This window comes from Paenibacillus sp. DCT19, from assembly GCF_003268635.1.
Taxonomy (GTDB): Bacteria; Bacillota; Bacilli; order Paenibacillales; family Paenibacillaceae; genus Paenibacillus.
Map to the genome: position 1 here is coordinate 3,368,853 of NZ_CP029639.1, position 23,047 is coordinate 3,391,899.

The window sequence follows — 23,047 nt, forward strand, 5'->3', positions numbered from 1 at the left end:
CGCCTGAAGGCGGCTTTTTACTATACATATGTGCATGTGAACTGGAAAGAGGTGATGTGCGGTGATGTCGAGGTTTGTCGAGGATAACAATGTTAGGTATAGTATAATGATATTTAATTGAATTATAAGATGCTACATAAGGAGATAGAGAACTATGCCTACAATATTGGTTGCGGACGATGATCCGAATATCCGCGAACTTGTCTGTTTATTTTTACGGAATGATGGATTTACGACACTTGAAGCAGAAGATGGTCAACAAGCCCTCACGGTGTACGGCTCAGCTCAAGTGGATCTTGTCGTGCTTGATATTATGATGCCGATCATGGATGGCTGGACATTGTGCAAGGAGCTTCGAAGAGCCAATCCGGATCTTCCCTTATTAATGCTCACCGCAAGAGGAGAGACATGGGAGAAGGTGAAGGGGTTCGAACTTGGGACAGATGATTACCTGACCAAACCATTTGATCCATTGGAGCTTACTGTACGTGTGAGAGCATTGCTGAAACGTTATAAGATTGGTTCAACACAGATGATTCAGTTTGGCAATGTTATATTAGACCGGCAGACATATAAAGTCACTAGAGGTACAGAGTCACTAACCTTGCCGCTGAAGGAATTCGAATTGTTATATAAGCTCGCGGGAACACCTGGACAAGTCTATACACGAGAGCAGTTAATTGATCAGATCTGGGGCATTGATTATGTCGGAGATGATCGGACGATAGATGTACATATTAAACGTTTGCGTGAACGATTCGCAACGACATCTGATTTTCGTATTGAAACGGTACGTGGGCTAGGATATCGACTTGAGGTCAACGAATGATTCGATCCTTATACATTCGTGTTGTGCTTACCTTCCTCATATCTGTCATTGCGGGTACAGTCATCTCGTTTTTTGTATCGATATGGATCTTTCAAGAGCAACTTAATGAGAATGCAAATATTAATTTGCGAAACTTTGGTCAAGATGTTGTGCAGATCTATGAGGGGCTTCCGTCATCAGAAGCTGAATTGTTTATCAGTCATATGAAGCAGCTTGAATCCTATTACATTCGGATTTATGAAGCCACAGGTGAGTTTACATCATATGGACAGTCTGACAATCATAAATCGGCTAAGATTACGCCTGAGCAACTACAGACCGTGTTAAATGGAGGCGCTGTGCAAGATACACGAAATGGAATTGGTACGGCTCTCATAGGTTTGCCAGTCAGAACAGACATGGGAACCAAGGCGTTGTTCTTTGAAACACTTGCACCGCCTTCGGCTTCTTTTGTCATTTCGTGGGGATTAATCTTTGCGACCACTTCCTTAATAACGGGCAGCTTGTTGATCCTGATTGCTTCAGTATTTCTAGTTAGACCGATTAAAAAACTGACAATAGCAACAAAACGAATTGCCGCAGGAGATTTCAATCTCAAGCTGAATATCAAACAAAGTGGTGAACTCGGTACATTGGCACGTAGTTTTGAAGAAATGACGCATGACCTCCAGCAGCTGGAACAGATGCGTAGGGATTTTGTAGCCAACGTTTCACATGAGGTTCAATCCCCGCTCACTTCGATTTCTGGCTACGCGCAAGCACTTAAAAACGTAAGCCTCGCAGAGCAGGAACGTACGCGGTACCTGGATATTATTATTTCGGAAGCGAAGCGGATGTCGAAAATGAGCGATAGCTTGCTTAAGCTGAGTATGCTTGAATCACAGTCACAGCAACTGAAACTTACTACGCTAGGTCTTGATGAACAAATCCGCAGAGTAATCGTGGCGCTTCAGCCTCAGTGGTCAGCTCGTAATGTTCATTTTGAACTGGATCTTGAGCCTGTCAAAGTCACGGCTGATCATGATCAATTAGATCAAGTATGGACTAATATCATTGGTAATGGCATCAAATTCTCTAGAGATGGCGGCGTAATTCATGTTCATATGCAACAAGATAGCGATAAAGTGACTGTACGGATAACCGATGCGGGAATTGGCATTTCCCTTGAAGACCAAAAGCGTGTATTTGAACGGTTCTTCAAAGCAGATCGCTCCCATAGTCGCAAATATGAAGGTAGTGGTATGGGACTCGCTATTACCAAACAGATTGTAACACTTCATCAAGGTGATGTTCGAGTTGAAAGTGTACCTGATCAAGGAACGACTTTCATTGTTACACTGCCTGTGGCAACCACTAGGGATCATTAGATTCATTTTCATATACAAGTGAATTGCACATCGTTTAGCCAATAGATGTTAGATCTGTACATGTTATGGCTCCTATACAAGCTTGCTTGTGTGGGAGTCATAACATTTTTTTTGCTTGTAGGTAAAGAACAGCTTGGAATGAACTGTTATATATATCTGGAATCGTATGATCCGTATAATCCAATACATAAATCAAATTATCTAATCTATTGGGTGGGGGGAATAGATTGAAGAGTTTTTTCAGTTATGACATAGGAGAATCAAGGAACTCTGTCCTCGTTCGAGCAAGAAATGTTGCCTTAACTGCAATACAGAGGTATGGGATGGACTGGGAGGAGATTCGATTCATCCAATGGTCTGATGCGATCACGTATCAGATTGTGACTTCAGCGCAAGAGAAGATTCTACTTCGTATACATCCTGATCGTTGGAGTAGAGAAGAATTAGCTTCGGAACTTGAGCTGCTTCAAGCCCTCAATCAAACGCAGGATATACATGTCCCTGAAGGGGTCATAAGCTCTGATACATCGTTTATTGAACAGATCCAAACGGAGGAAGGCTATCAGCATCCTTATGTTACATTCATGCGGTGGGTAGAAGGTGAGCATCTAAATCAGCACATTACGGAGAACATGGCTTATCAGATGGGTGTAATGACGGGGAAACTTCATCAAGCAATCGCTCAATTTAAGCCATCAGCTGAATTTACCCGCCCGAGCTGGGGTGCGGATCGGTTTGAAGAGGAGTTCGACACGTTAGAGCCATACTATCCTCGTTTTCTTACAAGTGAGGCGTGGAAGAGATACCAAGATGCGGCGGAGAAGGTCGTCTCTACCCTCGTTAGAATGCCTCGAAACAGTGATAAATATGGTATGATTCACGGTGATTTGCATATCGGGAATATTATCATTCACAATGATCAGCCTCAGCCGATTGATTTTGGCAGATGTGGATATGGGCATTATCTTTATGATGTTGCAAGCACATTACTAGGACTTCATGTACCCCAGCGAATTTCATTGATTGAAGGTTATGAGCACGTAAGACCGCTGAAAAAGGGCGATTTACAAGATGTAGAGTGCTTCTTCATCATGAATCTAATTTCGAATTACTGCCATCATGCGCCTAATGAATCTGAAATCGTGAACTTAATTGGTGAGCAACCCTACGCTCAAGCTTATATTAGAGAGTACTTAAGGGGTGCCTCGTTTTTGTTTGAAAGGGTTGAACCAGTGATTATAGAGGAGTGTAAGACTAGTTAGTTGCATGTCTATAGTAGGTTGTGTAAGAAGAAAAAAATCGCCGCATGGGCGATTTTTCTCTTATTCGCTATGAATCAGCTGCTAGCATTTTAGCTATTATGGTTTCTGTAGTCTAATTGAGGTTCGTCTAATCTAGAGATTTCTTCTACGATCTATTAGATCTAATATACTCATTACTGCGAAGACAGCCACTATGATCAAAATATAAACTAAAAATTCAATCCAGTTTACATTTTCAAGTGTACCTCGGAACAAGTGATACAACACTTTGGTTGTAGTAACCGCAATAATGCAAAGGATAAGATTAGTTAATTTTTTCTTCATCAACGATACCTAATAGCCCATTCGGATCTCTTCAGGCCGAACGAGTACTACCTTTCTTTGTTATCTTGTGTCTTTTATTCAATGGATACTTAGCCAACTCTACGAGTCTACCAGTATAACACAAGATATGGAAGATAGAGGGTTAATAAATGAATTTCTGATTGAATAATTTTACAATTTGTCTTAAAACGAATAGATTAATGTCCATTAATCTGAAATATAACGAATGAGCAACGAGCAACAGCACTTACATTAGCTACAAAACTAACGGTGACCCTTAGAACAGATTAGAGTGAGTTCGTTAGAAACGGCGCATCATCTAGGATCGTGATGGGACTTCGAATTTCACGCTCGCTTAAGGGAATCGGCCAACCTTACTGGTTTACAAGGCTTTCAATCGAGCATCATACATCAGTTGAATCTGAATGCCGAAGGGATCTTCCACAACGCCATATGCCTTGCTAAATACATTACTGGATAAAGGTGCAATAATTTGCACGCGCTGATCCGATACAAGGCTATGGTAGAAACGTTCGATTTCTTCTCTATCTGCACTTTGAATACATAATGAAGTGTTATTTCCAACGTGGTATGGCTCATTGATATTCATGGGATCTTCCGCGATCATAATTTTGGTGCTGCCAAGCTGTAAGACGGAATGAGAGATATAATTTTTATTTTCATCTGTAAGTTGTATAGAATTATCGCGTTCCGCCATCTGTTGATACGTTACCCGGAACCGTTCCTCTGCTCCAAAATGTGTTTTGTAAAAGTGAATGGCCTCCTGTGCTTTCCCGTTCATGGATAGAAAAATGGCTACCTCTAATGTTGCACTCATCGTATACATCTCCTTATTTCCGTATAATCAGGTAGATATCGATCTTATCAATTTGAAATATCTCCTTGAACTCATTATGCTAGTTAAAGGTGTCAAAACATGAAACCTTTATAGGGAGATAGCGATGAAAAAATCAGAACGATTAAATGACATGCTTAGATTCTTAAACGATCGTGAGTTTTTCAATTTGAGCGATCTGATGGAGAAATATCATATTTCCAAGAGCACAGCCTTACGTGATATTGATTCCTTGGAGCAATTAGGTGTGCCGATCTATGCCGAGCATGGCAGGTATGGGCGATATGGAATACTGCAGCATCAATTGTTAGCACCGATCCTATTCACAATGGATGAAGTATATGCACTTTATTTTGCGATGCTCACGCTTGATTCATATCAATCCACACCATTTCATCTAAGTGTTAAGCAACTGAATGAGAAGTTCGAAGCCTGTTTATCTCAGAAGCAACTACAGCAGATCCACTTAATGAAAAAAGTCCTGCAATTCGAAGTGAGCCAGCATCACCATGTAAGTCACTATTTGGATCGAATTCTGAAGAGTATTCTTCATGAGAGCACTTGTACCATTCAATATGTGAAAGGTCAGCAGGAAACGAGCTACCATGTTCAATTTTTCAAAATATCAGCAAAGTTTGGGCAATGGTACGCTAGTGGCATCGACATACAATCCAATCAAACGAAGGTTTTTCGCTGTGATCGAATCACTTCATTCCAAGAAGAGATGTGTGATACACGCTACTCTATTGATGATTTACTTCATCGTTCATTAGACGCATATAAGTCTGCGAATAGCATCGAGTACGAAGTTGAGATCGCAGAGCAGGCCATAGATCTGTTTTATAAAGAAAATTATCCTTCAATGAACATAGAGCGCGGGGAGAAGACCTTCATTAGAGGATATTATAACCCTGGGGAAGAGAGCTTTATTACAAATTACTTTATGAGGTTTGGCACCTCGATCATGGCAGTGAAGCCAGACTCACTCAAACAGACCATGGTACAACATATGGAGAATCTAGTGAGCCACTACCTGGAACTCGAATAAGTAAGCGGATAGATGACATGTTTCTAGATAACATTTTTCTCATTTCTTGTAACTTTGGCAATGGAACCTCCGTCATATAGATTGAGGTGAGAGAATGAGGTCGTATAAATATGGGGCGAAATTAGTTTTTGTATTTCTTATATCCATAATGTTAACAAGCTGTAGCATTGAGAATGATGGGAAAATGTCGTCATCAGGCGCTTCAGACAGTTCGAGCACTTCATCGCCTTGTGTAACAGGAAACATTAATTTGGCAGATTTCCTAATGATTAATGATGTTATGTACTCGCTGAATGATAGTAGGTCCGATGCAACTCCAATTGAGCCTGAGCTCATGGGGACAAGGTTGGTGAAGTTAAATTTACAATGAGTGAACAAGCTTGTTCAGATCATGTTGTGCAAAATGGAGACGCTGCATTCCTTCCAGTCGGCACATCTGTATATGAATTAAAGGGTTATCGGGCAGAATTTCGTGTAGTAGCTAAGGGTAGAATGTACCAGGTTAATGACAATCCTAAGGCTGGGACGATGGGCGATCTGATGGACATCGCTTCAAAGGTAGAGAAGATCAGCTTGGAAAGTGGAAATGACGGTAGTATAATCGGTGATTTTACCGAAGAAGCAACATCAGAATTTGTAAACGAGTTATTACCTTTATCATATGTAGGCTTTGATGAAGTATATAAAAAAGCAAAACATGACTATGGTATCTTCCTGCGTGTGTATCTTCAAGATGGTACATCTATGCGTATGGTGTATTATCCAAAAGCGAATGCATTCTCGGCAGGAGCCTTTGGAACAGAGCGGTTAAATGAACTAATTGTTACGCAAAGACAACGGATCAAATCCGCGGCAGGCATGTAATGGAGCATATGTAAAAGAGGCTATCTCGATCAACGGGATGCCTCTTTTTCTATTTAATACAATATGTGCTCACATATTCGAGTCAGATCATCGAAATTTCGGGAATCAAATATCTTTAATTACATTGTTCATTTGGAACTTCTTAAGTGACTCCGTTGTTGTATGCATATTCTTCAAGTAATCAATTTTGTAGATGCAAGAGTAGAGCACGTTCAACACGTATTCAAAAGCAATCTGTGACGAGAACGTTCCAATCTTAGCGAGCTTTTCCTCATCATTAGGTACTCGAATGCAATATGTACTGAGTTTGGCTAACTCACTCTGGTTACTTGCTGTAATGGTGATGAATGGGATATTCTCACGGTTGAAGTGCTGCGCCACTTGAACATAATTCGGTGAGATCCCATGGTACGTTAGGAAAATAGCACAATCCTGAGAAGTTAAATTAATGGTGTGATATATCCATTCAGATAACTCAGTCGCAATGACCACATACTTATTAATTTTAAAACATTTATTTTGAAAACTTTTTGCTCGAATTTGTGAATCCCCCTGTGCGTAGATGAAGATCCGATTGGCATTATTCAGCAGATGTGCTGTCTGTGATAGGAGCTCGTCGTCCATATATGCAACGTTCTTTTCAATCGTTTCCTTCATCAGCTCTGCAATCTCTTGTGCCACCTGGAGTGAAGATTCACCTGAGCTAAATGGATAGTTAGGATTCACGTTGGAGATGGGCTGTGTACTCTGCTGAAACTCACGGGCAAGCGTAATAGTAAACTCTTTGAATCCAGTAAGACCTAACTTTTGCGTTAGACGATGGATGGCCGAGTGAGATGTATATGTTGCTTTGGCAAGCTCTTGAATGCTTAGTTGGAGCACATGCTCTTTGTGTTTCAATATGTAGGAAGCGATGCTCTTTTCATTTGGTGTAAAGTTCTGCATTTCGGACAACTGCATTAGGATGTTCAACAGGATCACTCCAGCTTCTGTAAATTAACGTGAATCAAGAATAGAAAATAAACATTTTGTTCAGAAAACTACCCGTGTAGCTTGTACATAATGATCGAAAGTACCGTTATCGCGTCAAAGCCTTTACGCAAGACCGTCTTATTCTATAATAAATGAAAAGACACTGAGGAGGAAACTTTATGTTAAACATCGGATATATCGGTAATGGAAAAAGCACCAATCGATATCATCTTCCGTTCTCACTGAACCGGGATGAGCTGAACGTCAAAACAATCTATGCACGCAGCTTGGAGAAAGTGGAGTGGGAAAGAGTACCAGGTGTTGAGTATACGGATGATATTTCATCTCTAATGAACGACCAAGACATTCAATTAATTGTCATCTGCACTCACACAGAGTCACATTACAGTTATGCCAAAATGGCACTGGATCATGGCAAAAATGTACTCGTTGAGAAGCCTTTTATGTTAACAAAAGAAGAAGCCGTGTCTATTTTCAAATATGCAAAAGAAAAGAATCTGATCATTCAATGTTATCAAAATAGACGATATGACTCCGACTTCCTTACAACCAAGAAAGTGATTGAATCCGGCAAGCTTGGGGATCTTCTGGAAGTTGAAATGCATTACGATTATTATCGACCTGAAATACCTAACGCAGTCTCCCAGTTCTCCAAATACAACAGTTATCTATATGGACATGGTGTGCATACCATTGACCAAGTCCTTTCTTATTTTGGTAAACCCGACCGAATCCATTATGATGTCCGGCAGTTATTAGGCGCTGGCAGAATGAATGATTATTTTGATCTGGACTTTTATTACAATTCACTCAAAGTATCCGTAAAATCAAGCTTTTTCCGTCTGAAGCCAAGGCCAAGTTTTGTGGTATACGGTAAGAAGGGTGTTTTTGTGAAGCAAACAGAGGATCGCCAAGAGGAGCATTTGAAGTTATTTTACCTGCCTAAAGGGCATGATGATTTTGGGATTGATCTGCCTCAGCACTACGGCGTGCTCACGTATGTGGATGATGATGGCACGTACCATGAAGAAAAAGTGATTTCTGAAAAAGGCGATTATGCACGCGTGTATGACGATATATATCAAGCCATCGTAAATGGCCGAGACAAAGTAATCCGTGACGAAGAAACCATATTAGCCATGGAAATCTTAGAGAATGGCATGAAAGGGTGTAGCTAAGATGAAACTAGGAATCGTTGGAGCAGGTATGATTGTTCAGGATCTATTGAGTTTTATTAAGGACATTCCTACGATATCTTTGCAAGCAATAAGCTCTAGACCAAGTCATGAGGAAAAATTACGTTTGCTGCAACAACAATATGGCATTGAGCAGGTGTATTCCAATTATAGTGAGATGTTAAGGGATCCTGATGTCGATACGGTTTATATCGGATTGCCAAATCACCTTCATTACGATTATGCCAAAGAAGCATTGTCACACGGCAAACATGTCATTTGCGAGAAACCATTTACCTCCAATCTGTCCGAGTTCCTGGAACTTAAGGAGTTAGCTGAGCAAAAACAATTAATTCTGGTGGAAGCGATAACCAATCAATATTTAAAAAACTACCTGTCCATGAAGGATCACATCTCTCAATTGGGAGATATCAAAATTGTCGAATGTAATTACTCACAATACTCATCACGTTATGCTGCTTTCAAAGCAGGCGAGGTTTTGCCAGCGTTTAATCCAGAGATGTCTGGTGGGGCATTAATGGATATTAACTTATATAACATTCATCTCGTTGTGGGTCTGTTCGGTAGTCCTGAGCGAGTAGAGTACTGGCCTAACATGGAGCGAGACATTGATACATCAGGCATTTTGTTTCTAGATTACGGTAATTTCAAGTGTGTCTGCATAGGTTCTAAAGATAGCACGGCTCCCAATTCCGTAAACATTCAAGGAAACAAAGGATATATTCACATGGCAAGTTCTGCGAATATCGTCGACAGCTATAATTATGTCCTTAATAAGCAAGAGCCGATCCGTGTGGATCAAAAAGATCATGCTCATCGTATGTATGATGAATTCGTAGAGTTTGATCGGATGATTAATGAGCTGGATTGGAATAAGGCTGCCCACATGCTTGAGCATAGTGAAAAGGTGATGAAGGTTATTGAACAGGCCAAACAATCAGCCAATCTTATATTTGGTCCGGATCGATTACGCCATAATTAAAGAGCTATAGAAAAGACAATAGATTCAACGACTTGACCGTATCCTGGTATGTTACCGGGAGCGGTCATTTTATTTTTTTAGAAGTTAAAGGGTAAACACAGTACGGAAAATGATATCTACTACTTATTTCCCTTCGCAAACCTTCATCTCTGGGTTATATTAGAGGTTGTATAATATTGGAAAGGTGAGAATATCTTATGAGCAATGCCAAGATCGTCAGTTTCATAGGCGTGATTTTGTTTACCTTGGTAGCTTCTGGTTGCGCTGCGACAAATGCTATTGTAAACAGCGAGGAAGAAAACGCTCCTCCTCAAATTGTAAAAGCGCTCCAAGTGAAGACAGATGACAATCCTATCGATCAGGCCTTCGGTGAGGATTTTGAAACGGCTTCTGCGACTACCGAGATCAATTATGTTGCGAATGCATATTTGGAGGCGTGGGAGGCGGAATGGAATCATATTTTGGCTGAATTAAAGCAGCACTATGAACACCCGGACGACATATGCATTAACAAAATACAAAAATAGCTATGAGAAGTTTGTTGAACAAGCGTCCGATCTTGAGAGAATAGATTGGTCAGACACCTCGGTATCGCCCGGCCCGGATCGCACTGAAGGTACAGGAGCGCGAAGTGCTTCATTGTTGAAAGAAGCGGAGTTGCTCAAGAGACAAGTGTTACACCTGATTGATAACTATTTTTACGAGAGTAGTGAATATGGGGAATACATATATCTATACCAAGGTAATGGCGCGGAACTAGATCTTCTAAGGTGAAATAGACTTACGAATGATATGCAGAAAGGGCTGGATTATCTTGAAGATACATCTTGTAAGACATGGCGCGGATGAAGACGGATATCGTGGTGGCTGGAGCCAACGCGGATTAGTTGAAGAGGGGATCATACAAGCATCCATACGGTAACGAAAGCAAACGAAGGATGGAAAATAAGTGAAATGAACATTAGAAATCATTTGAATGAAACGTAAGTTTCAAGCAACCTTGGTTAAGGAGTATTTATGAATATTAATAAGACACCTATTGAAGATATAAAATTAATTAGTGTGTTGGTGCTGGCAACCTTATCTTGCCTTGGGCTGGCTCAGTATTTACGTGTCCAATCAGACAAGAACATGTTCAACTTCCTGAGCTGGGATGTTTTCTTAGCATGGGTTCCTTTCATTTTATCGACAATCATCAGATATATATCCAGTAAAAAGATAACTAAGCCTAGCCTTATAGGGATAGGGCTGCTGAGTGTTGTTTGGCTTTTCTTCCTTCCGAATTCTGCGTATCTGTTTACGGAAATTCTACATTCATTTCGATATTTGGATGCACAAGGGGAGGCAAGATTTTGGTTCCAAATGGACTTCTGGTATAGTCTGACAGTAACTTTTGGAGTAGCTATCATAGGTCTATTCCTCTCCATATGTTCAATACATCAAGTTCACCGAATGTTAAATCGAATGATGAGCAGATTGAGCAGCATGCTGGTTGTTGGTGTTATTATTCTGCTGAGTAGTTTAGGCGTATATATCGGGCGATTCAATCGGTGGAATAGCTGGGATCTATTATCACAACCTAAGCAGATTCTAAGAGATCTCATGACGGATATAAGCTCGGGACGAGGTATATTAATAGAATTTGTTGCTATTCTGTTTACAATCCAAGTTTTTGGATACGTGATCATAGGTTTGTTGACTGCGAGATTGAGTAAGTAAGAAGAGAGATCCAATAATCACTAGAATAATATTTGGCAAACAGTATTGTAGTAACTGATAAACTTGAATTAGGAGCGTGAGTCGATGACGAACGATTTTTATTGTGACGAGGTATTGAACGGTAAGACAAAAGTAACGACCGTAATGGAAACCGAAAATGTCTTAGCGTATTATCACACTCGTCCGTTCTATGAAGTTCACATTGTTGTCATTCCCAAGAAACATATTGATTCATTAATTAGTCTAATGAAAGAGCAAGAGCATATGTTGTTAATTGAGATGATGGAAGTTGTTTCACAGGTTTCTGCAAGATTAATCTCCGAATACGGGGCGAGCAAAATTGTCACGAATATAGGAAAGTATCAGGATTCCAAACATCTACATTGGCATGTTGTGTATGGAGAAATAATAAGAGATTAATACAGGTAAAAGAGGATGATCCAGTATTGTGGAGGTGTGGGATAGATGTATGCTAAGGATTACCGATATATTGGGATGAAGATCATAGCGGTTTTCGTCTCAACGCTGATCTTGAGTTTGTATGGATCCTGGAGAGCCTATACACCCGAATCTGATCGAGTATCTGACGTAGGTTATTACTCCTTCGGTGGAATATTAGCGATCCAAGTAGTTCCGATATTCTTTGTATTTATCATATTAGGCGTAATCTTGTCTCCATTTATTGATACAATGATATTTAATAAATTCCATTCTAAAGGTGTAAAAGGATTAATTACGTTCGTAATCGCTTATCTATTGCTTGGTGTGGTTGGTGGAATAATGATCTCCATTTTCTTTCGTAGAGTGGATTCAATTCTATTTTTCAGTACCCTTTCAATTACTGGTTCAATGATTTTTCTTGTCGTTCAATTCGTATTGCAAGGCATTTTTTATAAGCGCAGAGCTAAGGATAATCCAAAGCAAAACGTCTAAATAACATATGGATTCAAAAAGTCACCTAACGGTGGCTTTTTTTAGTGTTTTATTTGTTAATTACAAAATTTGCAACTTTATCACTGATCATCGCGTTATGTTTATGTGGTCATATATGGAAGTATTCAGACTAGGAGGTTATCTCTATCATGTCCAATAAACAGACTCAGCACATGAATTCAACTCGGCAAATGCGAGTAATTAAGCCAGTAATTGCTGGTGTAACGGCTGCTATGTTTGCTGCTTATGGTGTACTGGGCATCCTACCAACTCAAGCCCATGCAGAAGCTTCTGATATTTCGGTGCGCAACTGGCATTCTTATAATAGCTACTCCGTACCTGAGGTTAAAGCATCATGGAGTGCCAATGTAGATAATTACCTTAAGATGAACGAAGCTTATTTAGAAGGCAGTGCTATTGCCGAAGAAGGTAAGGTATTTACATTTGTGGGATCGAAGTTGGTTGCACTCGATGCCAAAACGGGAAAACAGATATGGACGTATGGCAAAAAGCTAACACCATTCATCACTTATAAGGATGGGACTCTCTATGGATTAAGTGCTAATCATAAGCCTTATGCACTGACTGCAAAGACAGGTAAGGTGAAATGGCAGTCTGGTACATCCACGAGTATAGATGCAATGCTGCGTACCGAAGCTTTAATTCCTAAGACAGATACATTCTATGTGATTAATGGAAGTACAACTTTTGCATTTGATATGAAGTCAGGCAAGCTGCGCTGGAAGGCGAATGAACCGTTGGGTGAAGGGAACGGCACTGCGTATCTAGAGGAGTCTGATGGGGTTGTACTGCGAACTTTCAATGTACAAGGTGCACTTTCATCCATTCAGCTCAATGCGTATGACAAGAAAACAGGCAAGAAGCTATGGAGTGAATTCGGTCAGGGAGAAGCTCTCCAAGTTAAAGGTGGCCTTGTATATTCAATCGACTATTACTCGCCAATGCTGGAAGAATACGATTCAATCCCTGATCGAACCTGGAAGGTGAATGTGTACAATTTAAAGACGGGTGTGTTGAAAGGCAGTCAGGAGTATTCGTGGAAAATGGCTGGAGAACCACCGTATGCAAATGGTCGGGGCAGTATATTAGCGAACCAAGATAAACTGTACATTGAACAAGGGGATAAAATAGCAGAGTATTCGCTAAACGCCTACAAAAAAGGAAGTGCTCCCCTGCGAACACTACAGCGACCTCATGGGGAGAACCTAGAATTGATTGGCATCGTTCAAGAACGGCTGATCTATAAGAACTATACGACAGGAGAACTGACCGGAATTAAGCTGGCTAATGGTCAGGAGATCAAATGGTTAGGAGATGCACCTATTTCCCAGATTGATGTCTATGGTAAAGGTATGTATCGGTCACAGCGCAACGGTACATTGCTAGGCATCGATATGCTGTCAGCGAAGCCTCTTTTCCGGGTAGCGACTGGGGGAGATCTGCATCATACAACGTTAAAAACGGATGGGATGCTCATCGTTCAGACGGAAGGCAAGATTCTCGGCGTGAAATTACCGGCAGCTCTGAAATAAACTCTCCGAGCCCAATGAAGGTGGATATTTGTTTTGAATCGAACCAGTGATGGAATACAGTCTTTTTCACGTTTTCTAATCTCTAATGTAATCGTCACGTTAATCGCCGTTGGCATATATGGTGGAGTCATGTTCACTGACCCTCAAGCCGGCGTGGATATGAGTGACCGAGCGAGCATCCTATTTTATCTGGCTTATATCAGCATACCTGTGTTTATCGTATTCGTATTGCTCACCACAGTCCTAGTTTGGTTCAGAGAACGATTACCAAAGAAAAGACACACTTCGAATGTCATCGTGTACGATGTAATAATTGCCGGGATCGTAAGTATGTTATTTTACCTTGTGCATAGTGCATTTTATGAAATTAGCTTTGTAATAGCCATATCACCATTTATATCTACACTGACCTTTAGTATCTTGTATAATACGTATATTACTAAAACTTAATCTACGTTCTTGCTCGTCTAAATGTGATGTAAAGAACTAAGCCGTAGCCCTGGAGTATTCAGTGCTGCGGCTTTTTTCATTGTAGATAAACTTTCAACGAAGATTGTACCAATATTTAGAAATTGTATTTATATCAGTCGCTATATATAATTTTAGACCTACATAATACATCCTTGGGAGAGCGGACATCATGAACAAATTGGTTTCAGTATTTATCATCTTCTTATTCATTCATACCATTGGACTCTCGGCAGCCGTTTCAGCATCTGAGCTGAAAGAATCGCCTATCATCGTAGATAATGGCAAGATTATTAGTGGCAGAACGCTAATTCCAATCAAGGTGGTTTCTACTCATTTTGGTTATCAGGTAGGATGGGAACAAGAAGCGAAGGTGGTTACGATTCTTGGTCGGGATACTACGATCCGTATGAAGATAAATTCTAACGAAGTGAGTCTCAATGATCAGAAGCTTACGCTTGAGGTGCCAGCACAGATATATAACGGGGTCACTTATGTTCCGTTGAAATTTCTGAGTGATGTGTTCGGAGCGAGTATCCGTTGGAATTCGACCTTCAAGGTGGCGCAAGTGCTGTGGGAAGATCAAACGATGTTAATATACACGGAAATTAAACGGATTCCTGATCTGACTGATAAACAGGTTGATAGCCTGTCCAAGGCAGCTAATGAGGCTGCTGTGATTACAGATATGAAATATGCTAAAGAGCATTTTAAACCTTATTTTACGGATAAATTGCTAGGTAAGATCCTATGGAATAAAGGTTTGCCATTTCGAATCCAATTTGATTCCAAACATCAAAGTGCAGTCACCTATCTGAACATTTACCATTCCGAAGCTGTAATGACTCATCTCTCTTACTTTGCGCTCCACACCTGGGTCACTCGGATGATGGAGTTGGAGTATGTAGATCATCACTGGAAGATCAGCCGAATTGATTTTAAATACACGTATTTCTAATAAAATGAAAAGTTCGCTTAGCGAACACGGCTGCATGGGTCAGAACTCTGGCTTATACAGTCGTTTTTTTTTTTGACATTAGTTTCAGAGAATGAGAAAATGTTGTGTTGTGAGAAAAGGATAGGGGGTAACTCCCTGATAAGATAGCTATATATTGGAGGTCTATGGATGAATCAACGATATCGTATTACAAGAACCATGCAGGAGAGTAACGCGGAACAAGCGATCACTCTGGAGGAATGCAAGCAGTATTTTGCGGAAAAAGATGACTTTGCGTACTCCAGCGTTTTACATGTAAAAGGACCTGACAGTATCATGTCGATTGACGGAGATTTTTTCATGTGGTCACATGAGGGTAACGAAATTCCATTTCGTTTATTCTCGGGAGATCTGTATGTGGCAATCTCCAATGAAGCAGTCGTTCCGAAGATGATTGAGATCGCAACGGATCTGCGCGCTGATATTGTTGAAGGATAGGACAGTGATTGAACAACATATTAGTTAAGAAGATAACGAGACCACGATGAGATTGAAGAGGATAGAAGGTAGTTATTTTGCAGCGACAGGAGTAAGGTTATGAACATTATTGTTTTTGGAGCCACTGGCAAAACCGGCCGCGATATCGTAGCAGGAGCACTGAAGAATGGGCATCAGGTTACCGTGTTTGTCCGCAATCCCTCTAAGCTTAACATGACTCATCCCAATCTTCATGTCCATACCGGAGAGATCACGAATATGGAAGACGTTGATAGGGTCACCAAAGCCCAACATTATGATGTGGTCTATTCAGCGATAGGTTCTAAAGGGATGTTTAAACGCGAACCCTTACTCATTCAAGCCATGCATCATATGGTCAAAGCATCTGAGAAGAACGGTGTAGGCAAGTTCATTCATATCTCCTTCGCCGGTGTGCGATCAGATGCTGGTAAGTTAGGTTTGTTGTATAAGCTAATTGTTCCTAATGTGATGAAAAACTTGCTTCATGACCATCGAGAGAAGGATGCTGTAATCAAGCAAAGCAGTCTAAACTGGGTTCTGGTACAGCCTCCCATTCTAACTGTAGATCCATATTCCGGAAAGTATGTACATGAGGAGCGCATTCATCCTGACAAGTCTCGTAAGTTGAAAATGTCACGAGCCAATTTGGCTGACTTTATGTTGAAGCTAGCGAATGATTCTACTTATGATGGTAAAGAGGTATTTGTAACCGAGTAACTGCACCCCATTGAACCGCATGATTCTAAATGGCAGTGTGAATTCTTCAAGGGAATATGGAACGAAGTTGAGGTGTGAAGTGAGAAGGATAAGTGTATTGCTATTATGCATCTGTATGATCTATGGATTTACTCCGCCTGCTCTAACAGAAGCGGCTAAGGCTTCTACAACAATTAAAACAGCGGTACATATGTACAAAGGCCAGCCTTATGTTCAGATTAGCGGTGGCAACCCAGCCGTGACCAAGTCCATAAATAAAATTTTAAAGGAACATACGGTAAAGGTCGTTGATGACCACCGAGCACTGCAACAACACAATCGTGTAGCCTGGTCTATAACCAGTGTCAAAACCTTGTATAATAACCAAAAGTTATTGTCTATCGTGTATACGGATGGGATAAATTACACGGATGATAACGTAGGAACCTACATATCTTCGACGTATAACTTTGATCTTACAACAGGGAAGCGTATTACACTAAGCGATGTTGTCGATACGGAGTTCAAAAAAGCTAATCTGATGTCAATCATATCTCAGAGTCTTCAGTTGAAATATGATAAAGGTATTCAGATTATCGAGAAGCGAATTTATGAAATTCCGTCGTACTATGTGTCAGAATTTTATTACTACAATAAAGGGATTGTCGTCCGTTTCCATCCCACTACTGTGGCAGAAGCAGCCGAAGGATTCATTGATGTTATCGTACCATATGACCAATTAAGCGATCGGAGCATTAGTCAAACTGTACCTAAATATCTAAATTATCTACGGAATCATGTAAGTGATTATAACGAAACCGAGATGCAGTACTTTGATGGATACAAAATAGGCAATATTTATGCTTTGAGTAATGGTGAATATTGGAGACAGGTTGAACCCAGATTTTATTCAATACCATCTGACTTGCTATTACCTAAGGTGAGGATCTATAAAGATCGAACACGGTACTACATGTGGGTTGACGGCACAGATGATGCAGTCGAGGTAGAGAGGCTGGTTTATTCTGAATGAAAACATATAGAGCCTATGCGATATTCAATTTTGCTGCTGATGGAATCAATGTTACCTTTCCTGAACTGCCTGGATGTGTGACGTGTGGTTATACACTAGATGAAGCTTTATATATGGCAAAAGAAGCGCTTGAGTTATATATCAAGGGTGAGCCTATCGCGGAACTCCTAGCATTAGCTAGCGAGATGCCCGAGTTAACTGACGCTAATGATAGGGTTTATCTGATTGAAGCGAATCATATAGATTGATGCATCAGACAGAGTCACATCAGAGTTCTACGTCATTTTATGTATATTCTCGCGCAACATATGTTAAAATGGGATTTGTACTATCATTTATATTAAATAAGGAGGCCAATATGGAGCCGATACAGCCTCAAGATATTCAAAATAGAATCAGCGAACTTGCTGATCAAGATGTATACGTACACCTTGAATTAACGACAGGTGCGTATGCTCAGCACTTGGACAGCACAAGACATCCGGCGTCGGCATTTATTTCCAATGCGGTCATTCGATATACGCAGGGATCTATCTCCGCGACGAGTCCATACCGAGTTGGCTTAAAGACAACTCAGGGATGGATCTATGCTGAAGGACTTACACATGTCGATGAGCAGGACAAGGATCGCTTAATTTTGGCTGGACATGATACTCAAGGAAAATTGGTTGTAGCATTACAACTCAGCAGAGAAATGTTCTGATGGAAGTGGAGGAGCAAGCATGAATAATGAACAATACAAACATCAGCGCATTTTGGTTGTATTCCCTCATCCAGATGATGAGGCATTTGGAGTTTCGGGAACGTTGGCTAAATACATAGAAGACGGTGCTCACGTCACATATGCTTGCCTGACCCTTGGCGAAATGGGACGAAATATGGGAATACCGCCATTTGCCAATCGAGTAACGTTGCCAGCCATTCGTAAGCAGGAATTGATTGAATCCGCCCATGCGATTGGTATCCAAGACTTAAGAATGCTAGGTTTTCATGATAAAATGATTGAATTTGAAGACCCGGATCTGTTGGATGCCCGGCTTATGGAGCTCATTGATGAGTTGAATCCGTCGCTCGTCATTACGTTCTATCCAGGTCATAGTGTGCATCCTGATCATGATGCGACGGGTGCTGCTGTTATCCGCACAATTAGCCGAATGCCAGCACAGAATCGTCCGGTTGTACATTGTATCGCATTCTCCAAAAACTATGAGCAGGCTATTGGAAAACCAGACGTCCTCATGGATGTAAAGGCGTTACTGGCGAAGAAAATGGCATCGATCCGCGCACACCGTTCACAGTTCCAAGCGGCTGAGCTTGTTGGCAAAAGCGAACTGAATGATAAAGAAATTCAGAAACGCTTCGGAACCGAAGTGTTCTGGACATATCGATTTGAATAAACGCCGTGGATCATGCGATAAAATTATATTTTATTATTAGATCTGTCCCACATAACAGATCTAAGTGATCGTAAAAGTCGCCTTCGAGGCGACTTTTATGTTTTATAACGAAGATTAGTACAATCCTTACTTTGAACGAAACGCATTAATTCAAATGACGTTCGTTCTATTGATCTAAGCTGTCTAATAGCTCATCTGTCGTTAGAATGGTGGCGAATTCGTCATGTAGTGTTGCAAGTGAGATCTCATGTACCGTCTCCGCAGTATGATAGGTGCCGTGTTGGTCATATAAACCAAATGCGGCTACTGCATCTGAAATAAGAGTTGTATTAAATCCTAAGTTACCGCTCATTCGAGTCGTTGTGGATACGCAATGAGGAGTGGTCAATCCTGTAATTACAACATTTGTGATCTGATTTTGTCTTAAATGTTCTTCTAGAGGTGTGCCGATAAAACTACTATTTACCTTCTTCGTTAGAACGATTTCCCCTTCACTCGGTTTAACGACCTCTTTAATACCGAATCCTTCATTTGTAGGATGGAATAGAGAATGAAGCTTGTCCGACGTGTGTTGAATATGTATGATGTGCCACCCTTTGTCTCTCCATGTACTAAGTATTCTACTAATATTTGCTTCCGCTGATGGATTGTTTCTTTCACCCCACTTGGGATCATCAAAAGCCTTTTGAACATCGACTATAATTAGTGCTGTATTTGGTTTCTCCAATGACAGTTCCTCCGATCCTAATTTTGGGATTACATCAATTTTTATTCTAATCTCTGATTCTGCTTTCCGCAAATGAATTCAATGATAAATATCGGTTCTTGTGAACCTAATGAGGTCTTGGGTGATCTAATGAATAGATGAACCTAAGAGAAAGGGGAGCCATGTGTGGATTTAACTGAGAAAGTAACACTTGCAAGGCAAGGAGATCAAGAAGCTTTTGTATATGTAATACGAGCTGTACAGCAAAGCTTATTTGCCATAGCCAGAACCATTGTGAAGAACAACGAAGATTGTGCAGATGCCATGCAGGAGACGATTACTAAGGCATATTCTAATGTACATACACTGAAGGAGCCTACCTATTTCAAAACGTGGATCATTCGTATTCTGATTAATGAATGTAATCGGATTATTAAGAAAAAGCAACGAGTAAGCCCGGTGCCATACGATACGAGACAGACATCGTATACGGGGGATTATGGCCAGATCGAATTGTTTGAAGTGATAGATCAGCTGGATGAACAACTCCAGACTATCGTGATGTTATTTTACATTGAGGACATATCGATCAAGGAAATAGCAAAACTACTCCATGTTTCTGAAGGCACGGTTAAATCACGCTTATTTAGAGCCAGGCAGCAACTATCTGAACTTTTAGTAGGGGAAGGAGAGGGCAAATATGAATCATCCTGATGCACTTGATCGCGAACTTAAGTCATTGTTGAAGTCCAAAGCAGCAGACGTGGCTATTCCTGATCCAGTTCAGAATGCTGTCGAAAATACGCTATCTTCTCTACCTAATCAGAAGAGGAAGAAGAGATTACCTATTAATCGGTGGAGATGGATGGCTGCAGCAATAGTCTTCTTTTTTCTCCTCGGTGCGATTTCGGTTTCCACTGTGCCCATATTTTCTGAAATGCTGCGATCTTTGTTCGCTAAAGATAATCCGGATATCGGACTATTGCGAGCACAAGAGTTAGGGTTAGTTCACAATCCTCATATTAAAGTAAAAGATAAAGGTTATACGCTCGTAATCAATGAAGCTGTGGCCGATCCGACGCGGGTGACGATTGCTCTACAGCTATTTGATCCCAAAGGGAAACATAATCGTGACAAATTGGTCATTGGCTATGAGAACGAAATTACGATTAAGGATAGTGAAGGAAATAAGGTAGACACCATGTACGACATGGGATATACGAATGATTTTTATTACCTAGTCGCCTTCTTCCGTGAGCCTCTACAGACAGACCGGATTACCATTGAAGGAAATATTCAGAAACTAGGTCAGCGGAATGAAACACCCATTGAAGGCGATTGGAGTTTTAGTTTTGATATGGATATGAAAGAGGCTAATAGCAAGACGACCATCGAAGAGTTGTCCGGAAGCTATACAACACCTCACGGGATGACGGTGACGTTGAAGCGACTGACAAGGATGGTACAGGGCGTTCGTCTCGAACTGGAGACAGAGCTTAGTGATGAAGCCATGGCTAGATCACCGGGAGATTTATGGGAGAAACAGATGCTGAGCTTCCATTTTGAGACGATGGATAAGGAAGAGATTCATGCTGTGAATCCGAGAAAACAGGGTTTTATGGATAGTTTGATGACTTCTGATCACAAGGTCATTGGTAATGGAAAAATGCACTGGAGTTACACATTTAAGTACTTGCCTGAAGAAGAACCTTACCGATTTGTCTTAGATGCCTATTCCGTTGCAGAGTTAGATGGAAGCCAGATTACGTTTAAACCCGCTGAATTGGTTGAGCCAAAAGGGTATCAAGTATTGAATGATCACTTTGAGTTGATCGGGACAGCACTTCAGGAGTCTGATATGGAACAAGGCCAGAATGAAATGGTCATCTCTTTCTATGCAGAGTTAGAAAATGAATTTGACTACAATGTATGGAAGGCAGTTGATGCCTTAGGTAATCGGTACGAAGTAGATCGCGGTGGGGTATCGTTTCTTATTCATACTTTGCCTGACAATTGGCGTGAAGGATTGATTAGTATGGGAGATAGTGGGATGAAGCAACCCTACAAATTCGAAATTAAAGGATTAAGTCATATACCCGACCAGCTTACTTTGATCAGAGAAGTCGTTGACAAGCGCTATCAAGACCCAGATTGGTCAGTGCTGCTTAATCAATAGAGAGAGGGAGGGAGCCGAAATATAAGTTACATTAAAAGACAAACAAAAGAGCAACATACAGGCAGCAGTAAAGCTACTATTATGGTAGCTTTTTGTTGTTATTATAGCGCTAGTGTTGTAATTATCGTCTCTAAGCTTCGTTATAAGACCACATATAAAATTGTTCATAATTGGTGTTATCTGGGTTATCATGTATGTAGTGATTCTATCAGATCAGTAATACCTATATCTAAGAAACTTGGAAAGTGGGAATAGACATGCCTATAATACAAGTTCTACATTACGATGCCTTCTCTTCAGAGCCTAATATGGGAAACCCTGCGGGAGTTGTTTTGGAAGCGGATCATTTGTCTGAAAGGGCAATGCAGTCCATTGCACGTTCTGTTGGATTCAACGAAACGGTATTTGTTGTAAGATCAAGCCAGGCGGATTATAGACTAAGATATTTTACACCAGGACATGAGATTAACTTATGTGGACATGCAACGATGGCTTCGATGTATTGTTTAAAGACACGAGGACATATTAAAGCATCCCAGAATGCTCTAACGATTGAAACGAATGTTGGAATCCTACCTATAACGACTGATTACATTAATAATGAACTGATGGTAACGATGAAGCAGGATCATCCTCAATTTTTTCCATTTCAAGGGTCAGTTAAGAAACTAGCAGAGAGCCTAAGCTTATTGGAAGAAGAAATCGATACCTCTATGCCCATCGTGTATGGAAGTACTGGAACATGGACGTTACTAGTGCCTATTAGAAACTTAGAGAGCTTTAACAGAATGCAATCTAATAATGAGATTTTCCCAGAAATCTTGATGGAGAATCCAAGGTCTTCTGTGCATCCTTTTGGATTAGAAACAGTTAAGCAAGAGGCAATGATGCATGCAAGGCACTTTTCTTCACCGTATTCAGGTACGATTGAAGATGCGATAACAGGAACCGCATCTGGCGTGATGGGAGCTTATTATTTGACATACCTTGATCAAGAAGCGTCTAACATAGAGTTCATCGTGGAACAGGGTACAGAAGTGCATAAAGATGGACAAGTGTTGGTAAATGTAAGTCGTAGGCAGGAAGGTATAGACGTGTATATCTCGGGAACAGGGGTCTATGTTCGTGAGCTTCATGTTGAATTTGATGGTTAATTGATGATTCTCTAAAATGCAATGCAGCGGATTGG

General features: G+C 40.7%; 27 protein-coding genes. 24 read left to right on the top strand and 3 right to left on the bottom strand.

Annotated elements, in window-relative coordinates:
* The first annotated feature begins 154 nt into the window (after positions 1-154).
* From DMB88_RS15335 to DMB88_RS15345, 3 genes are all read left to right on the top strand, one after another.
* Positions 155-829 (top strand): response regulator transcription factor, encoded by a 675-nt coding sequence (locus DMB88_RS15335; protein WP_128102050.1) that lies wholly within the window; start codon positions 155-157, stop codon positions 827-829.
* Entirely contained in the window at positions 826-2,196 is a 1,371-nt protein-coding gene (locus DMB88_RS15340; protein WP_128102051.1) for a sensor histidine kinase, read from the top strand. Before DMB88_RS15335 ends, DMB88_RS15340 begins: the two co-directional genes overlap by 4 nt.
* Positions 2,197-2,519: 323 nt before the next feature.
* Complete coding sequence (locus DMB88_RS15345) at positions 2,520-3,458, top strand: phosphotransferase enzyme family protein (protein WP_254438189.1); 939 nt, start codon at positions 2,520-2,522, stop codon at positions 3,456-3,458.
* Between the two features lie 706 nt (positions 3,459-4,164).
* On the opposite strand, the gene DMB88_RS15350 is transcribed toward DMB88_RS15345, so the two are convergent.
* Positions 4,165-4,620: a VOC family protein gene (locus DMB88_RS15350; RefSeq protein ID WP_128102053.1), complete on the bottom strand. Its 456-nt coding sequence runs from the start codon at positions 4,618-4,620 to the stop codon at positions 4,165-4,167.
* A gap of 124 nt (positions 4,621-4,744) precedes the next feature.
* Here DMB88_RS15350 and DMB88_RS15355 point away from each other — a divergent pair, with 124 nt between their 5' ends.
* Entirely contained in the window at positions 4,745-5,686 is a 942-nt protein-coding gene (locus DMB88_RS15355; protein ID WP_128102054.1) for a helix-turn-helix transcriptional regulator, read from the top strand.
* 366 nt (positions 5,687-6,052) lie between these two features.
* Positions 6,053-6,550, top strand: coding sequence for a hypothetical protein (locus tag DMB88_RS15360; RefSeq protein ID WP_128102055.1), 498 nt, complete (start codon positions 6,053-6,055; stop codon positions 6,548-6,550).
* A 105-nt stretch (positions 6,551-6,655) separates the two neighbouring features.
* Here the strand turns inward: DMB88_RS15360 and DMB88_RS15365 are convergent, their stop codons facing one another.
* Positions 6,656-7,522 (bottom strand): MurR/RpiR family transcriptional regulator, encoded by an 867-nt coding sequence (locus DMB88_RS15365; RefSeq protein WP_128102056.1) that lies wholly within the window; start codon positions 7,520-7,522, stop codon positions 6,656-6,658.
* A gap of 179 nt (positions 7,523-7,701) precedes the next feature.
* Between DMB88_RS15365 and DMB88_RS15370 the strand changes: the two genes are divergently transcribed.
* The 16 genes from DMB88_RS15370 (at position 7,702) to bshB2 (ending at position 18,976) form a co-directional block, all read left to right on the top strand.
* A complete protein-coding gene (locus tag DMB88_RS15370) occupies positions 7,702-8,721 on the top strand; it encodes a Gfo/Idh/MocA family oxidoreductase (protein WP_128102057.1) in 1,020 nt (339 codons plus the stop codon).
* A gap of 1 nt (position 8,722) precedes the next feature.
* Complete coding sequence (locus tag DMB88_RS15375; RefSeq protein ID WP_128102058.1) at positions 8,723-9,721, top strand: Gfo/Idh/MocA family protein; 999 nt, start codon at positions 8,723-8,725, stop codon at positions 9,719-9,721.
* 197 nt (positions 9,722-9,918) lie between these two features.
* Entirely contained in the window at positions 9,919-10,248 is a 330-nt protein-coding gene (locus DMB88_RS15380) for a hypothetical protein (RefSeq protein ID WP_128102059.1), read from the top strand.
* 260 nt (positions 10,249-10,508) lie between these two features.
* A complete protein-coding gene (locus DMB88_RS31740; protein WP_302476272.1) occupies positions 10,509-10,643 on the top strand; it encodes a histidine phosphatase family protein in 135 nt (44 codons plus the stop codon).
* Between the two features lie 95 nt (positions 10,644-10,738).
* Complete coding sequence (locus DMB88_RS15385) at positions 10,739-11,440, top strand: DUF1361 domain-containing protein (protein ID WP_128102060.1); 702 nt, start codon at positions 10,739-10,741, stop codon at positions 11,438-11,440.
* 84 nt (positions 11,441-11,524) lie between these two features.
* Positions 11,525-11,860, top strand: a complete 336-nt coding sequence (locus DMB88_RS15390) for an HIT family protein (protein ID WP_128102061.1) — start codon at positions 11,525-11,527, stop codon at positions 11,858-11,860.
* Positions 11,861-11,905: 45 nt separating this feature from the next.
* A complete protein-coding gene (locus DMB88_RS15395) occupies positions 11,906-12,373 on the top strand; it encodes a hypothetical protein (RefSeq protein ID WP_128102062.1) in 468 nt (155 codons plus the stop codon).
* Between the two features lie 149 nt (positions 12,374-12,522).
* Positions 12,523-13,926 carry an outer membrane protein assembly factor BamB family protein gene (locus tag DMB88_RS15400; RefSeq protein ID WP_128102063.1) on the top strand — a complete coding sequence of 468 codons (1,404 nt, stop codon included), beginning with the start codon at positions 12,523-12,525 and terminating at the stop codon, positions 13,924-13,926.
* A 33-nt stretch (positions 13,927-13,959) separates the two neighbouring features.
* Positions 13,960-14,376 (top strand): hypothetical protein, encoded by a 417-nt coding sequence (locus tag DMB88_RS15405; protein WP_128102064.1) that lies wholly within the window; start codon positions 13,960-13,962, stop codon positions 14,374-14,376.
* Positions 14,377-14,566: 190 nt separating this feature from the next.
* Positions 14,567-15,352 carry a copper amine oxidase N-terminal domain-containing protein gene (locus tag DMB88_RS15410; RefSeq protein ID WP_128102065.1) on the top strand — a complete coding sequence of 262 codons (786 nt, stop codon included), beginning with the start codon at positions 14,567-14,569 and terminating at the stop codon, positions 15,350-15,352.
* Between the two features lie 168 nt (positions 15,353-15,520).
* Positions 15,521-15,829: a hypothetical protein gene (locus DMB88_RS15415; RefSeq protein WP_128102066.1), complete on the top strand. Its 309-nt coding sequence runs from the start codon at positions 15,521-15,523 to the stop codon at positions 15,827-15,829.
* A 99-nt stretch (positions 15,830-15,928) separates the two neighbouring features.
* A complete protein-coding gene (locus DMB88_RS15420; protein ID WP_128102067.1) occupies positions 15,929-16,567 on the top strand; it encodes an NAD(P)-dependent oxidoreductase in 639 nt (212 codons plus the stop codon).
* A 79-nt stretch (positions 16,568-16,646) separates the two neighbouring features.
* Positions 16,647-17,579 (top strand): hypothetical protein, encoded by a 933-nt coding sequence (locus tag DMB88_RS15425; protein WP_128102068.1) that lies wholly within the window; start codon positions 16,647-16,649, stop codon positions 17,577-17,579.
* Positions 17,576-17,827 (top strand): type II toxin-antitoxin system HicB family antitoxin, encoded by a 252-nt coding sequence (locus tag DMB88_RS15430; RefSeq protein ID WP_128102069.1) that lies wholly within the window; start codon positions 17,576-17,578, stop codon positions 17,825-17,827. The genes DMB88_RS15425 and DMB88_RS15430 overlap by 4 nt, the downstream gene beginning before the upstream one ends.
* A 110-nt stretch (positions 17,828-17,937) precedes the next feature.
* On the top strand, positions 17,938-18,282 hold the full coding sequence (locus DMB88_RS15435) for a YojF family protein (protein WP_056691728.1): 345 nt from the start codon (positions 17,938-17,940) through the stop codon (positions 18,280-18,282).
* A gap of 19 nt (positions 18,283-18,301) precedes the next feature.
* The gene (gene bshB2 / locus DMB88_RS15440; protein ID WP_128102070.1) at positions 18,302-18,976 is read left to right on the top strand and encodes a bacillithiol biosynthesis deacetylase BshB2; all 675 of its coding nucleotides are present in this window, start codon (positions 18,302-18,304) and stop codon (positions 18,974-18,976) included.
* Positions 18,977-19,142: 166 nt separating this feature from the next.
* Here bshB2 and DMB88_RS15445 read toward each other — a convergent pair whose 3' ends face one another.
* Positions 19,143-19,703, bottom strand: a complete 561-nt coding sequence (locus DMB88_RS15445) for a cysteine hydrolase family protein (RefSeq protein WP_128102071.1) — start codon at positions 19,701-19,703, stop codon at positions 19,143-19,145.
* Positions 19,704-19,868: 165 nt separating this feature from the next.
* On the opposite strand from DMB88_RS15445, the gene DMB88_RS15450 reads away from it, so the two are divergent.
* From DMB88_RS15450 to DMB88_RS15460, 3 genes are all read left to right on the top strand, one after another.
* On the top strand, positions 19,869-20,396 hold the full coding sequence (locus DMB88_RS15450) for an RNA polymerase sigma factor (protein WP_128102072.1): 528 nt from the start codon (positions 19,869-19,871) through the stop codon (positions 20,394-20,396).
* The gene (locus DMB88_RS15455; protein WP_128102073.1) at positions 20,383-21,858 is read left to right on the top strand and encodes a DUF4179 domain-containing protein; all 1,476 of its coding nucleotides are present in this window, start codon (positions 20,383-20,385) and stop codon (positions 21,856-21,858) included. The genes DMB88_RS15450 and DMB88_RS15455 overlap by 14 nt, the downstream gene beginning before the upstream one ends.
* Before the next feature lie 257 nt (positions 21,859-22,115).
* A complete protein-coding gene (locus tag DMB88_RS15460; protein WP_128102074.1) occupies positions 22,116-23,012 on the top strand; it encodes a PhzF family phenazine biosynthesis isomerase in 897 nt (298 codons plus the stop codon).
* Positions 23,013-23,047: the final 35 nt, after the last annotated feature.